The sequence below is a fragment of the Streptomyces sp. Isolate_45 genome (assembly GCF_024721315.2).
Taxonomy (GTDB): Bacteria; Actinomycetota; Actinomycetes; order Streptomycetales; family Streptomycetaceae; genus Streptomyces.
The window spans coordinates 1-13,093 of record NZ_JANFAK020000207.1 but is presented as its reverse complement, the minus strand read 5'-3'; the positions used below and the strand labels follow the sequence as shown (position 1 = coordinate 13,093).

Here is a 13,093-nt window from a genome sequence, read left to right as displayed (position 1 = left end):
ACGACGCTCTTCCGATCTCATCGCGGCGGGGCTGCGCCCGGGGGCGTAGGCCCCGCGGGCGGGCGCCGTTCAGGCGGCCAGGCCGCGCTCCGCCGTCGCGTACGTGACGCCGTGGTCCGCGAGGACCTCGGCGACCGTGCCGGGCCGCGAGAGCAGGGCCAGCAGCAGGTGCAGGGTGCCGATGTGACGGTCCTTGCGACCCAGGGAGATCCGCAGGGACTGCTCCAGCACCTTCTTCGCGCCCTCGGCGAAGGGGACGTGGCGCTGTTCGGGCGCGGGGCGCCCGAGGGCCGTCCGGAGGGAGCCCGCGAGGGTCCTGCGGCGCGGGGCAGGGGTCGACAGGACGCCCGGGCCGTGGGTCTCCTCGAACCGGGACACGATCGCGCCGAGGTCGATGCCGAGCCCGGCCAGTGCCTCCTCGTCGGCCCGGGACATCCCCCCGCGTCGCCGGACCGCGGCGAGGGCGGCCGTCACCGACTCCCGGTCCACGCCCAGCGGGTCCAGGGCGCCCAGGGTCAAGAGGGAGAGCAGCAGGTGCTCCTCCGTCACGGTGGCGGCGCCGGCCTGCCGGGCCTCGGTCACCGCCCCCGACACGGCGTCGCGGGCGTCCCGGGTGAAGCGTTCGAACATCAGAGCCTCCCGTGTTTCTTGTGCACGGCCTGCCGGCTGACGCCCAGCTCGGCCGCGATCTCCTGCCAGGACCAGCCCTGCGCGCGGGCGCTGCGTACCTGTACGGTCTCCAGCTGCTCCAGCAGCCGCCGGAGCGCGGCCACGGCACGCAGGCCCACGCGGGGGTCCCGGTCTCCTGCTCGTTCGGCGAGATCGGTGGCTTCCGTCATGCATGTCAATGTAGGTTGACAAGGGAGGGGTGTCAACCTTCATTGACGGACGGCTGGGCGGCGCGGGGCGTCAGACCGTGAGCACGACCTTGCCGAACAGGTCGCCCGACTCCAGCTTCTCGAAGCCCTCGCGCGCCCGGTCCAGGGGCAGCACCTCGTCGATGACGGGCCGCACGCCGGTGGCGGCGCAGAAGGACAGCAGGTCCTCCAACTCGTCCTTGGTGCCCATGGTCGAGCCGACGACCTTCAGCTCCAGGAAGAAGATGCGCGTCAGCTCGGCGTGCGCCGGCCGGTCGCCGCTGGTGGCGCCGGAGATCACCAGGGTTCCGCCCGGCCGCAGCGACTTGATCGAATGGGACCAGGTGGCGGCGCCCACGGTCTCGATGACGGCGTCCACCCGGTGCGGGAGCCGCGCGCCGGGCTCGAACGCCTCCGCGGCGCCCAGTTCCACGGCCCGCTCGCGCTTGGCGGCGTCCCGGCTGGTCGCGAAGACCCGCAGCCCCGCCGCGCGGCCCAGGACGATCGCGGCGGTGGCGACCCCGCCGCCGGCGCCCTGCACGAGGACGGAGTCGCCGGGGCGCACCCCGGCGTTGGTGAAGAGCATCCGGTAGGCCGTCAGCCAGGCCGTGGGCAGGCAGGCGGCCTCCGCGAAGGACAGCTCGGCGGGCTTGCGCAGGACGTTCCAGGCGGGGACGGTCACCTGCTCGGCGAAGGTGCCCTGGTAGCGCTCGGTCAGGATCGACCGCGGCTCGTCCGGGCCGACGCCGTGGCCGCTCTGGCCGATCACGGAGTGCAGGACGACCTCGTTGCCGTCCTGGTCGGTCCCGGCGGCGTCGCAGCCGAGGATCATCGGGAGTTTGTCCCCGGAGAGGCCGACCCCGCGCAGCGACCACAGGTCGTGGTGGTTGAGGGAGGCGGCGCGGACGTCGACGGTGACCCAGCCCGGACGGGCCTCCGGCGCCGGGCGTTCGCCCAGTACGAGGCCGCTCAGCGGCTGGTCACGGTCGATTCGGGCGGCGTAGGCAGCGAACATGCCGCGACGCTACCGCTCGGTAGGGTCGGGATTCCAGAGTTACCGCGGCCGGGTCGTGAGGCCTTCGTCGCACCGCCCCGGCACCGGCGCGCGGAGTCGGGCGCGGCCGGGCGGCAAAAGGGGTGAGGCCCGGCCGGAACGTTCCGGCCGGGCCTCACCCGTAGAGCTGCGTTCCGCGTGGATCAGACCAGGCGGGCCACTCCGTCGGCCTTCGCCGCGGCGGCGACCGCGGCCGAGACGGCCTCGGCGACGCGCGCGTCGAACGGCGAGGGGATCACGTAGTCGGCGGCGAGCTCGTCACCCACGACGCCGGCGATGGCGTCGGCGGCGGCGATCTTCATGCCTTCGGTGATCCGGGTGGCGCGGACCTTGAGGGCCCCGGCGAAGATGCCCGGGAAGGCCAGCACGTTGTTGATCTGGTTCGGGAAGTCCGAACGGCCCGTCGCCACGACCGCCGCGTACTTGTGCGCGACGTCCGGGTGGACCTCCGGGTTCGGGTTGGCCATGGCGAAGACGAACGCGTCCTTCGCCATCGAGGCCACCGCCTCCTCGGGCACCGTGCCGCCGGAGACGCCGATGAAGACGTCCGCGCCGGCCAGCGCCTGCTCCAGCGTCCCGGTCTGCCCCGTCTTGTTCGTCAGGCCCGCGATCTCGGCCTTGACGTCCGTCAGGTCAGAACGGTCCGCCGAGACGACGCCCTTGCGGTCGGTGACGCAGACGTCGCCGATGCCCGCGTCCACCAGGATCTTGGCGATGGCGATGCCCGCCGCGCCGGCGCCCGAGATGACGGCCCGCAGGTCGCCGAGGGTGCGCCCGGTGAGCTTGGCGGCGTTGCGCATGGCGGCCAGCGTCACGATGGCCGTGCCGTGCTGGTCGTCGTGGAAGATCGGGATGTCCAGCGCCTCCTGGAGGCGCCGCTCGATCTCGAAGCAGCGGGGGGCGGAGATGTCCTCCAGGTTGACCCCGCCGAAGGACGGGGCGAGACGGATGACCGTCTCGATGATCTCGTCCGTGTCCTTGGTGGCGAGTGCGATCGGAACCGCGTCCACGCCGCCGAACTGCTTGAAGAGAATGGCCTTGCCCTCCATCACGGGGAGGGAGGCTTCCGGGCCGATGTCACCGAGTCCGAGCACCGCCGTGCCGTCGGTGACGACGGCGACCACGTTGGACTTCCAGGTGTACTCGTTGACCAGGTCCGGCTGCTCGGCGATGGCGCTGCACACCTTCGCCACGCCGGGGGTGTACGCGAGGGACAGGTCGTCCTTGTTGAGGACGGGCACCGTGGCCTGGATGGCCATCTTGCCGCCCCGGTGCAGTGCGAACACCGCGTCGGGGTTGTTGTCCGTCGCGCTGTCACTGCGAGGGTTGACGATCTCCGCTGCCACTTTGTGTGACCCCTTAAGTCCTTTGAATCGTTGAGGGTGGCCACTCCTGGTTAAGGGGTGGGCGGGCACCGCGTCCGTACTCCACGTCGACGGTTGGACCGTCCGCGCGGAGGGGAGGTTCGTACGCGCGGGCGCGCCGCACGCGCGCCCTGAGCCCCGGATGAGGGGTGTAAGGATCTGTTCTACCCGAAGAACGCTCGGCCGGACGAGTCGATTCCCGCACGATCGTAGGCTCCTTGTCCGGGTTTTGGCTAAAAGTCCAAACCTCGATGTCCAGCAAGCGAGACGCGCCGCAAAAACTGAGGCGAAAGCGGCTGGTCACAGGCTTTTGTGCGGCGCTGACGGCCGTTCCCCGCAGTCCTGTTGGGTGATCGGGTGCGCCCGTTATCTGATTTTGACCTTATGGGCAGCCTGAATGCGTCAGTCCGAATGGCAAGATGCCGTAATCACACAAGGTCGCGACACTCGATGGTGCGTGCCCCGACCGTTCTCGGATGCTTTTCCACCTGCCGGAGGAACCAGCTCATGACCGCAAGCACCACCCGTCGTACGACCGCCGCCCGGTCCCGGATCGCCGCGGTCGGCGCGATCGCGGTCACCGGTGCCCTGATCCTCACGGGCTGTGGCGACCAGACCGACTCTGGCTCCTCGACCCCCTCGGGCAAGACCGAGAACAGCGCCCCGCTGTTCTCGAAGCTGCCGAAGAAGATCCAGGACGCCGGTGTCGTCAAGGTCGGTTCCGACACCGCCTACGCCCCGATGGAGTTCGTCGACGGCGGCAAGATCGTCGGTGTCGACCCCGACATCGCCGAGGCGCTCGGCAAGCAGCTCGGTGTGAAGTTCCAGTTCACCTCCGGCACCTTCGACGGCCTGATCACCTCGCTGGAGACGGGCCGCCAGGACGTCGCCATGTCGTCGATCACCGACAACAAGAAGCGCCAGGAGGGCCTGGACGACAAGGGCGCCAAGATCGGCAAGGGCGTCGACTTCGTCGACTACTTCTCCTCCGGCGTCTCGCTCCTGGTCAAGAAGGGCAACCCGGACAACATCAAGTCGCTCGACGACCTCTGCGGCAAGACGGTCGCCGTCCAGCGCGGCACCACGTACGAGGACACCTTCAAGGCGCAGGCCGAGAAGTGCGGCGACAAGAAGCTCACCATCGAGGCCTTCGACACCGACGCCGAGGCGCAGACCCGCGTCAAGGCCGGCGGCGCCGTGGCCGACCTGAACGACTTCCCGGTCACCGCGTACACCGCGAAGACCTCGGGCGGTGGCAACGACTTCGAGGTCGCCGGCCAGCAGGCCGACGTCGGCCTCTTCGGCATCGCGGTCTCCAAGGAGAACACGCAGCTCCGCGACGCCATCAAGGAAGCGCTCGACGCCATCATCAAGGACGGCTCCTACGCCAAGGTCCTGGAGAAGTGGAACGTGAAGGACAGCGCCGTGCCGTCCGCCACGATCAACGCAGGCAAGTGACCCCCGAGCGAGCGCACCACTGAAGGGCAGTCATTGTGACTGACAAGATCGACAAGGGTCCGGCAGCGAACCCGCCGGCCGGGCCCGGCGCCTCGGGCACCACCTACGAGGCCATCAAGGCCATCCCCGTCCGCCACTACGGTCGCTGGATCAGCGCCGTGGTCGTGGCGGTCCTGCTCGCCTGGCTCGTCTACGCCTTCTCCCAGGGCAAGATCATCTGGGCGACGGTCGGCGACAAGCTGTTCGACCCGGCGGTCCTCGCAGGCCTCGGCAACACCATCATCATCAGCATCTCCGCCATGGCGCTGGGCCTCGTGCTCGGCATCCTGTTCGCGGTGATGCGGCTCTCGAACAACCCGGTCACGAGCTTCGTGTCCTGGCTCTACATCTGGTTCTTCCGCGGCACCCCGGTCTACGTACAGCTCCTCGTGTGGTTCAGCCTCCCGCTGATCTTCCAGTACATCAACCTCGGTCCGATCTACAAGAACGAGACCGTCGACGTCATGACGCCGTTCATGGTCGCCCTGCTGGGCCTCGGCCTGAACGAGGGCGCCTACATGGCGGAGATCGTCCGTGCGGGCATCCAGTCCGTCGACGAGGGCCAGAGCGAGGCCTCGCACGCACTCGGCATGACCCGGACGCAGACCATGCGCCGAGTCGTCCTGCCCCAGGCGATGCGCGTGATCATCCCGCCGACCGGCAACGAGTTCATCAACATGTTGAAGACCTCGTCCCTGGTCTCGGCGGTGCAGTACACCGAACTCCTGCGGGCCAGCTCCAACATCGGCAGCACGGCCGGCGCGGTCATCGAGATGTACTTCGTCGCCTCCATCTGGTACCTCGCCCTCACCAGCGTCTTCAGCGTCGGGCAGTACTACCTGGAGCGGCGCTACGCCCGCGGTTCGCTGCGCAGCCTGCCGCCCACGCCGTTCGAGCGGCTGAAGGCCAACCTGAACATGTTCCGCCGTACGGAGGTGGCGAAGTGACCGCCCAGCCGATGGTCAAGGCAGAAGGCGTCCACAAGTCGTACGGCGCCGCCCACATCCTCCGCGGCATCGACCTGGAGGTCGCGCCCCGGGAGGTCTTCTGCCTGGTCGGTCCGTCCGGCTCCGGCAAGTCGACGTTCCTGCGGTGCATCAACCACCTGGAGCGCGTCAACGCCGGCCGGCTCTCGGTCGACGGGCAGCTGGTGGGGTACAAGCAGAAGGGCGACAAGCTCTACGAGCTGAAGGACAGCGAGGTCGCGGCCCAGCGCCGGGACATCGGCATGGTCTTCCAGCGCTTCAACCTCTTCCCGCACATGACGGCCATCGAGAACGTCATGGAAGCCCCGGTCATGGTCAAGGGCGAGTCCAAGGCGGTGGCCCGTGCGCGCGCGGTCAAGCTCCTGGACCGCGTCGGCCTCGGCGACAAGGGCGGGAACTACCCGACCCAGCTGTCCGGCGGCCAGCAGCAGCGCGTGGCGATCGCCCGCGCGCTGGCCATGGAGCCGAAGCTGATGCTCTTCGACGAGCCCACCTCGGCGCTCGACCCGGAGCTGGTCGGTGACGTCCTCGACGTCATGCGGGACCTGGCCGAATCGGGCATGACCATGATCGTGGTGACCCACGAGATGGGCTTCGCCCGCGAGGTCGGCGACAACCTCGTGTTCATGGACGGCGGTGTGGTGGTCGAGTCCGGCAACCCGCGCGACGTCCTGGGCAACCCGCAGCACGACCGGACGAAGGCGTTCCTGTCCAAGGTGCTGTAAGGGGTACGAGCGGTACGCGCACGACGCCGCAGGGGCGGTACGGGATCCCGTACCGCCCCTGCGGCGTTTCCGCGCCGATTTCCCGCCCCGGCGCCGATTTCCTACTTCAGTCCTAGGACCAGCGCGTCCGAGGGGGAGCGCCAGACGGTACGGGCCTCGTCGAAGCCCGCCGCGCGCAGCGTGCGGGCGTGCCAGGCCTCGTCGGGGGTGTCGCCGTCGGCGTGTTCCCCGTAGATCGCGAACCGGGCCGCCGTCGGCGCGGCCAGTACGGGGTCGGCCGCCGCCAGGTCCCACCACTGGCGCCAGTCGAGGACCCCGTCCGCCTTCTCCCGGTCCATGCCGGCGTGCCGGTGGGCGCGTTCGGCGGCGCCGATCCGCGGGGCCGAGGGGTCGGGCATGCGGTCGGCGTTCATGAACACCCCGCCCGGCCGGACCAGGGGCGCGAGCTGCCCGTACAGCACCGCCAGGTCGGGACCGTGCAGCCAGTGCAGCGCGGTCGCGGTCAGGACCGCGTCGTAGGAGTCGTACGGGAGGGCCGCGCGCCAGTCGGGGTCCTTGAGGTCGGCGGTCACGAAGGTGACCCGGTCGTCGCCCTCGAAGTGGCCCCGGGCGATCGTCAGCAGCGCGGGGTCGAGATCCAGCCCCGTACTCGTCGCCGACGGGAACCGCTTGAGCAGCCGGTCCGTGATACTTCCCGTACCGCACGCCAGATCCAGCACCCGGGGGGAGGGGCCCACCAGTGCCTCGACCATGTCCAGCATCACCCGGAACCGCTCCTCGCGGTCGGGCAGGTACCACTCCTGCTGCCGGTCCCAGCTGTCCTGCCAGGCCTGCCAGTCCGTACCGACCGCGCCGGTCACCGCGTCCGTCACCCTGAAGCCCTCCATACGTAATACCCTCGAAGACATATCAGCCGTTACCGTCGGCTCACGCTCACCCTAAACCGCAGCCGTAAGGACTACAAGTGGAACTGGCCCATTACTCGGACTATGCCGTGCGCCTGGTCAACACCGAGGAGCCGGCCCGCAACAAGGACTCGCTCACCTCGGTGGACGACGTCCGCGCCCTCTTCGGGGCCAGCGTGCAGATGGCGCGCCGGGTCACCGACACCGACGTCACCCGGTTCCGCAACGTCCGCGGCCGACTGCGCTCCGTCTTCGAGGCCGCCGACGGCGGGGACCACGTCCTCGCCGTGGACCTCCTCAACTCCCTGCTCATGGAGTTCCCCGTCAGCCCGCAGGTCTCCGGCCATGAACTCGTCGGCCCCGACGGCCGCCCCGACTGGCACATCCACCTCGCCGACCACCCGTCCAACGCCTCGGCCGGCTACGCCGCCATCGCCTCCATGGGCCTGGCCTTCCACCTCACCGAGCACGGACCCGACCGCCTCGGCCTGTGCCAGGCCCCGCCCTGCCGCAACGCCTACCTCGACACCTCCACCAACCGCTCCCGGCGCTACTGCTCCGACCGCTGCGCCACCCGCGCCAACGTCGCCGCCTACCGCGCCCGCAAGCGGCTGGAGGCCGAGGAATCCGCCCGCAACACCCGCAGCGCCGACGCCGCCCAGGACAGCCGGGCCCTCAGCGAACGCTGACCCGCCGGGCGGGGCCGCAACCGCAGCACGGCCGTCGCCACCACCAGGTCCTCGGGCACGGCCCCGTAGTCGGTGCTGTCCCCGGACTCGTTGAACGGGTTGTCGCCGAGCATCCACCAGCCGCCGGGGCGGCGCTCGGCCGCACGCTTGACCACCAACAGGTCCTGCTGCAGCGGATGCCGGAACACGACCACGTCACCCGGCCGGACCAGCGCCCCGTTGCGGACCACGAGCAGGTCCCCGTGCACGAGGGTCGGCACCATCGACGGGCCCGTCACCTCCACCACCTCGAAACGCGCCCGCGAGCGCCTGTTCTCCACCATCCGAGCCCTCCTCTTCCCTGCCCGCATGGTGCCGCACGGCCCCGTACGTTCGCTCACCACTCCTCGTACGACCCTGGACTTTTGTCCTAAGCCCATGGGGGCGACGGCGAATTCCTCTTTCTCAGCGAGTAATCTCCCCTCTTGAGAAGACGATCACGAGGAGGACAAACTCCATGCTTTCCCGCCTCTTCGCCCCCAAGGCGAAGGTCTCCGCCCACTGTGACCTGCCCTGCGGCGTGTACGACCCGGCCCAGGCCCGTATCGAGGCCGAGTCCGTCAAGGCCGTCCAGGAGAAGTACCAGGCCAACGACGACGCGGACTTCCGTGCGCGCGCCATCACCATCAAGGAGCAGCGCGCCGAGCTCGCGAAGCACCACGTCTCGGTGCTGTGGAGCGACTACTTCAAGCCCCCGCACTTCGAGAAGTACCCGCAGCTCCACACCCTGGTCAACGACACCCTGAAGGCCCTCTCGGCCGCCAAGGCGTCCAACGACCCGGCGACCGGCGCCAAGGCGCTGGAGCTCATCGCCGAGATCGACCGCATCTTCTGGGAGACCAAGGCCGCCTGATCCCGGGCGCCCCGGTACCCCCGCGCTGCCACCGGTAGCGCGAACGACGACGGCCCGACCGCACCGCGCGGTCGGGCCGTCGTCGCGTTCCCCGAACGGCCCGCGCGCGAGCCGCACGCGGGAGCGCACGAGGTGCGAAGGGTCGCGCACGAGGTGCGCGCCCGTGTGCGCGGGATGCCGCCGCCGCGCGCGGTGTCGCCGGGTGCCTACTCGTCGTCCTCGTCGTCATCGTCGAGACGGGCCAGCCACGTGGCCAGGCGCTCCACCGGAACTTCGAAGTCCGGGTTGAGGTCGACGAACGTGCGGAGCTGCTCGGCGAGCCACTCGAAGGTGACCTCCTCCTCGCCGCGCCGCTTCTCCAGCTCCTCGATGCCGCGATCGGTGAAGTACAAGTCGGGCTCCGTGCCGTGTCGGGATGGGGTGTTTCCCGCCAGGATAATCCGCCTTACGGCGAGACCTCCCGCCGTCCCGCGCACCGGGGCTAGCCTGGACGTTCTCGGTGGGGTGAGCGGGGGGCGGGGGTCTGGGGATGCCGGATGGGCGCACGGCGGGGTCCGCGCGCGCCTTCGAGCTCCTGGAGCCCCTCGTCCGGGCGGCCACGGTACGCGTCCACGCGCCCCCGGGAGGGTATGAGAACCCGGGCAACGACGGGACCGGACCCACCTGGGGCAGCGGCTTCTTCATCGCCCCCGGCTGGGTCCTGACGTGCGCGCACGTGGTCGGCGAAGGGGGTGCTGCGGTGCGTCTGGCCGGGCGTGAGGTCGGCATCACCTTCTTCTCCGGGACGGCCGCCGGAGCCGCCGGGACCACGGGGACGGTCACCGGCCGGGTGGAATGCGTACTGCCGGAGCGGCTGGAGGAACACCGGCCCGGACGGCGGGCCCTGTGGGACCTGCCCGACCTGGCCCTCGTCCGGGTCCTCTCACCCGTCTCGCACGCCTGCGTGTGGCTGACCGACCGGGCCGGGCCCCGACTCGACGAGGCCGCCTACTTCGGCTGCACCGAGGAACTCGGCATCCGCGAGATCACCGGCCGCACCACCCGCCTGCGCGGCACCGCCGGGAACGGCGCCGCGATCCGCCTCGGCGACGACGACGAGATCGAGGCCGGCATGTCCGGCGGCCCCGTCGTCGACCTCACCCGCGGCGAGGTCGTCGGCGTCGTCAAGGCCCGGCGGTCCGCCGGCGGAGGCGGACTGGCCGTATCCGTCGACCGGTTACGGACCCTGCCGATGCCGGCGGACGGTCGGACCGGCCTGTACCGGCGCGTCATGCAGGCCCACGACCTGTACCACTACGACCGCCACCTCAGCGACCTCGACAGCCGCCGCACCTGGACCGACGTCCACGACGAACTCCCCGACGGCGAGGCGGACCGCCACGGCGGGCGCGGCCGGCTGACCCCGGGCGAACGCACCACCCTGTGCGGGCTCCTCGCCGAACTGCCGCCCCCCGGCTCCTCGGAGGCCGTCCGGGAACTCGCCGAACAGGCCCGCGGCGAGGAACCCGACACGGGACTGCCCGCCCCGCTCAGCTGGCGCGACGGACTCGGCCTGCTGCACGACCCGCCCGGCGCGGGCGGTGAGGCCGCGGCGATGCTCCGCTACGCGACGGACGTGAGCGTCGCCGACCACCGCGAGCCGCCCTCCCCGGGCGCCGACGAGGAACTCTGGGACTGGGTACGGATCACCGCCGAGCGGCTCTGGCGCCCGCTGCGCCGCGAGCTGGGCGAACGCCACGAGCGGGGCCTGGCCGCCCGCGAACGACGCCGCAGGGCCCGCGCCGGCCAGGCCGTCCACGGCCCCGCCCGCAGGCGCGGCGGGCTGCCCGAGGGACCCTCGGTGCTGCTGGAGGTGTGGGCCCACGGCTGGGAGGCCGTCTACGACTGGCGGGTCTCGGTGCTCGCGGGCCCGGCGCGGCCCGGCCGCGTCACCCCGGTGGCCGCCGGCGTACGGGCGACCCCGGCCGGACTCCCCGAGGCCCTGCGGGCCCCGCTCGCCGAAGGGTTCCGGCGCTGCGACACCCACGAGGCCCCCGCCCTGCTGGAAGTGGCGGTCGAGCCCGAACTGTTCGGACTGCCCGTCGACGAGTGGACGCTGTCGGGCGGGGTCCCGGTGGGCGTCCAACGGCCGGTGGTGCTCCGCCACCCGGCCGGGTGGGACGAAGACGCCGCGGCCGCCGCGCCCGACCGGCGCTGGACACGGGTCCAGGCCGGCCCCCTACTGGACCAGCGGGCGGACTGCGCGCGGGGGCGGCCCCGCAGCCCGTCCCCGGAGTGGCTGCGGGGGTTGGCGGACAACACCGTTCCGGTGCTCTGCCGGGAACCCGGCACCGAACCGACCCTGGGCGCGCTGCACCTCGTACGGGACGCGGGCTACGGCGTGACGGTGTGCCGGCGGCCCCCCGGCGACCCGGGGGCCTCCTGCGCGCCCTTCCACCGCGGACTGCGCGAGGAACTGGCCGACGCGGGCCGGGGCGCGGTGCTCCCGCTACGACTCCGGACGCTGCGGGCCCGGGCCCACGGGGCGGACCCGGATGCGTACTGGACCGCCGGCACGGCACTCGTCTGGCAGGACCCGGCCCGGGCCCTGCCCGAGGACGAGCCCTTGCAGGGCGACCTGTGAGCCGGGCGCGCCGCCGGGCGGGCGGGAGTGCGCGGGGCGGGAACTCGTGGGGCGGGAATTCGTGGGGGTCGGGACACCCGGGCCCCGGGGCGCACGGAACCCGGCGGGAGCCGGAACCCCGCGGCCGGCGCGGGTGCGCGGGCGGTCCGGCGTCGGTGGGGCATCGAGGGAGGGGACGGCCGTGAACGACGAATGGCTCATCTACCGGGGCGTGGGCGAACCCCACGACGGCATCGACGCGTTGCCCGACCCGCCGCCCTGGCGGGACTTCGACGGCGGCCCCGTCGCGGAACCCCGCGGCGCGGCGGCCGCCCCGGACGGGAACGTGGCCCGCAGGCTCGGCGCCCACCGACAGGCCGCCGAACTGCACCGGCCGGAACCGGAGGAACTGGAGGCCGTCAACGCGGCCCTCTACCTCCGCAGGCCGCTGCTCGTCACAGGCCACCCCGGAACCGGGAAGTCCACCCTCGCGCACGCCGTCGCGCACGAGCTGAAACTGGGCCGCGTGCTGCGCTGGCCGGTGGTGTCGCGGACCGTGCTCCAGGAGGGGCTCTACCGCTACGACGCCCTCGCCCGGCTCCAGGACGTCCAGATCGCCGCGGGCGCCGGACACGCCGGGGGCCCCGCGAGCGGGACCGGACCGGCCGACGGGATCGGGAAGTACATTCGGCTCGGCCCGCTCGGAACGGCCCTGCTGCCCACGGAGAAACCCCGCGTGCTGCTCATCGACGAGCTGGACAAGAGCGACATAGACCTGCCGAACGACCTGCTGAACGTGCTGGAGGAAGGGGAGTTCACCCTCCCCGAACTGGAACGCGTCGCCGACACCGAACCCGAGGTGCGGGTCCTCACCGACGACGGGGCACGGGTGACCGTACGCGACGGGCGCGTGCGCTGCCGGGCCTTTCCGTTCATCATCCTCACCAGCAACGGCGAACGGGACTTCCCCGCCGCGCTGCTGCGCCGCTGCATCCAGCTCAAGCTCGGCCAGCCCGGTGAGAAACGCCTCGCCACCATGGTCAGGGCGCACCTCGGGGAGGAGGCCGCGCAACTGGGCGCCGAACTGATCCGCGAGTTCCTCAGCCGCTCCCGCACCGAACTCGTCGCCGCCGACCAGCTCCTCAACGCCATCTACCTCACCCACTACGCGGCCCCGCCCACCAGGGAGGACCTCGCCGACCTGCTCATCCAGCGCCTCGACCGCCCGAGGTGAGCGCCCGTGCCCGCAGCCGTACCGCCACCGCCCTTCGACCCCGAGGTCCGCACCCTCGCCGTGCTGCTGCGGGCCGCCGGGCTCGATCCGTCCGCCGAGGAGCTCGCCGACGCCCTGTGGCTGGCCGCGCGCACCCGCCGCCCCGCGCGGTCCGGACCCGAAGCCGAGGCCCCGACCCCGCCGGCTCCGACGGGACCCACGCCCGGGCCGGGAGCCCCGGACGGGGCCGCGCCGCCGGCTCCGGAGCAGATCGGAGAGCGTCGTGTAGGGTAACAGTGTTGCAGCAAC

General features: G+C 71.7%; 15 protein-coding genes. 8 read left to right on the top strand and 7 right to left on the bottom strand.

The genetic code is table 11. The annotated features are described in order from the left end of the window. Positions 1-69: 69 nt before the first annotated feature. From NOD94_RS36715 to NOD94_RS36700, 4 genes are all read right to left on the bottom strand, one after another. Positions 70-630: a Clp protease N-terminal domain-containing protein gene (locus tag NOD94_RS36715; protein WP_281210567.1), complete on the bottom strand. Its 561-nt coding sequence runs from the start codon at positions 628-630 to the stop codon at positions 70-72. After that, positions 630-839 carry a helix-turn-helix domain-containing protein gene (locus NOD94_RS36710; protein ID WP_079429728.1) on the bottom strand — a complete coding sequence of 70 codons (210 nt, stop codon included), beginning with the start codon at positions 837-839 and terminating at the stop codon, positions 630-632. Before NOD94_RS36710 ends, NOD94_RS36715 begins: the two co-directional genes overlap by 1 nt. Before the next feature lie 70 nt (positions 840-909). Then, positions 910-1,872 (bottom strand): zinc-binding dehydrogenase, encoded by a 963-nt coding sequence (locus tag NOD94_RS36705; RefSeq protein ID WP_281210566.1) that lies wholly within the window; start codon positions 1,870-1,872, stop codon positions 910-912. 182 nt (positions 1,873-2,054) lie between these two features. Beyond that, positions 2,055-3,257: an NADP-dependent malic enzyme gene (locus NOD94_RS36700; protein WP_281210565.1), complete on the bottom strand. Its 1,203-nt coding sequence runs from the start codon at positions 3,255-3,257 to the stop codon at positions 2,055-2,057. Between the two features lie 525 nt (positions 3,258-3,782). Between NOD94_RS36700 and NOD94_RS36695 the strand changes: the two genes are divergently transcribed. The 3 genes from NOD94_RS36695 to NOD94_RS36685 are packed head-to-tail and all read left to right on the top strand — an operon-like array spanning position 3,783 to position 6,483. Beyond that, the gene (locus tag NOD94_RS36695) at positions 3,783-4,733 is read left to right on the top strand and encodes an ABC transporter substrate-binding protein (protein WP_281210564.1); all 951 of its coding nucleotides are present in this window, start codon (positions 3,783-3,785) and stop codon (positions 4,731-4,733) included. A gap of 47 nt (positions 4,734-4,780) precedes the next feature. Then, the gene (locus NOD94_RS36690; RefSeq protein ID WP_281210569.1) at positions 4,781-5,719 is read left to right on the top strand and encodes an amino acid ABC transporter permease; all 939 of its coding nucleotides are present in this window, start codon (positions 4,781-4,783) and stop codon (positions 5,717-5,719) included. Positions 5,720-5,730: 11 nt separating this feature from the next. Then, positions 5,731-6,483 (top strand): amino acid ABC transporter ATP-binding protein, encoded by a 753-nt coding sequence (locus NOD94_RS36685; protein WP_281210568.1) that lies wholly within the window; start codon positions 5,731-5,733, stop codon positions 6,481-6,483. A gap of 101 nt (positions 6,484-6,584) precedes the next feature. On the opposite strand, the gene NOD94_RS36680 is transcribed toward NOD94_RS36685, so the two are convergent. Beyond that, the gene (locus tag NOD94_RS36680) at positions 6,585-7,370 is read right to left on the bottom strand and encodes a class I SAM-dependent methyltransferase (protein WP_281210563.1); all 786 of its coding nucleotides are present in this window, start codon (positions 7,368-7,370) and stop codon (positions 6,585-6,587) included. Positions 7,371-7,447: 77 nt separating this feature from the next. Between NOD94_RS36680 and NOD94_RS36675 the strand changes: the two genes are divergently transcribed. Beyond that, entirely contained in the window at positions 7,448-8,077 is a 630-nt protein-coding gene (locus tag NOD94_RS36675; protein WP_281210562.1) for a CGNR zinc finger domain-containing protein, read from the top strand. Here the strand turns inward: NOD94_RS36675 and sodX are convergent. After that, entirely contained in the window at positions 7,981-8,400 is a 420-nt protein-coding gene (gene sodX / locus NOD94_RS36670; RefSeq protein ID WP_281210561.1) for a nickel-type superoxide dismutase maturation protease, read from the bottom strand. The genes NOD94_RS36675 and sodX overlap by 97 nt on opposite strands. Before the next feature lie 173 nt (positions 8,401-8,573). Here sodX and sodN point away from each other — a divergent pair, with 173 nt between their 5' ends. Continuing rightward, positions 8,574-8,969, top strand: a complete 396-nt coding sequence (gene sodN, locus NOD94_RS36665; RefSeq protein ID WP_030709803.1) for a superoxide dismutase, Ni — start codon at positions 8,574-8,576, stop codon at positions 8,967-8,969. 206 nt (positions 8,970-9,175) lie between these two features. On the opposite strand, the gene NOD94_RS36660 is transcribed toward sodN, so the two are convergent. Next, positions 9,176-9,361 (bottom strand): DUF6104 family protein, encoded by a 186-nt coding sequence (locus tag NOD94_RS36660; RefSeq protein WP_281210560.1) that lies wholly within the window; start codon positions 9,359-9,361, stop codon positions 9,176-9,178. Positions 9,362-9,498: 137 nt separating this feature from the next. On the opposite strand from NOD94_RS36660, the gene NOD94_RS36655 reads away from it, so the two are divergent. From NOD94_RS36655 to NOD94_RS36645, 3 genes are all read left to right on the top strand, one after another. Continuing rightward, positions 9,499-11,592, top strand: coding sequence for a trypsin-like peptidase domain-containing protein (locus tag NOD94_RS36655; RefSeq protein WP_281210559.1), 2,094 nt, complete (start codon positions 9,499-9,501; stop codon positions 11,590-11,592). Between the two features lie 181 nt (positions 11,593-11,773). After that, positions 11,774-12,805: a MoxR family ATPase gene (locus NOD94_RS36650; protein ID WP_281210558.1), complete on the top strand. Its 1,032-nt coding sequence runs from the start codon at positions 11,774-11,776 to the stop codon at positions 12,803-12,805. A gap of 6 nt (positions 12,806-12,811) precedes the next feature. Then, the gene (locus tag NOD94_RS36645) at positions 12,812-13,078 is read left to right on the top strand and encodes a hypothetical protein (protein ID WP_281210557.1); all 267 of its coding nucleotides are present in this window, start codon (positions 12,812-12,814) and stop codon (positions 13,076-13,078) included. Positions 13,079-13,093 lie beyond the last annotated feature (15 nt).

Bases quoted from the DNA above. Each gene is read 5' to 3' on its own strand.
- NOD94_RS36715 (WP_281210567.1), bottom strand. From the start codon at position 630: ATGTTCGAACGCTTCACCCGGGACGCCCGCGACGCCGTGTCGGGGGCG.
- NOD94_RS36710 (WP_079429728.1), bottom strand. From the start codon at position 839: ATGACGGAAGCCACCGATCTCGCCGAACGAGCAGGAGACCGGGACCCC.
- NOD94_RS36705 (WP_281210566.1), bottom strand. From the start codon at position 1,872: ATGTTCGCTGCCTACGCCGCCCGAATCGACCGTGACCAGCCGCTGAGC.
- NOD94_RS36695 (WP_281210564.1), top strand. From the start codon at position 3,783: ATGACCGCAAGCACCACCCGTCGTACGACCGCCGCCCGGTCCCGGATC.
- NOD94_RS36685 (WP_281210568.1), top strand. From the start codon at position 5,731: ATGGTCAAGGCAGAAGGCGTCCACAAGTCGTACGGCGCCGCCCACATC.
- NOD94_RS36680 (WP_281210563.1), bottom strand. From the start codon at position 7,370: ATGGAGGGCTTCAGGGTGACGGACGCGGTGACCGGCGCGGTCGGTACG.
- sodX (WP_281210561.1), bottom strand. From the start codon at position 8,400: ATGGTGGAGAACAGGCGCTCGCGGGCGCGTTTCGAGGTGGTGGAGGTG.
- sodN (WP_030709803.1), top strand. From the start codon at position 8,574: ATGCTTTCCCGCCTCTTCGCCCCCAAGGCGAAGGTCTCCGCCCACTGT.
- NOD94_RS36655 (WP_281210559.1), top strand. From the start codon at position 9,499: ATGCCGGATGGGCGCACGGCGGGGTCCGCGCGCGCCTTCGAGCTCCTG.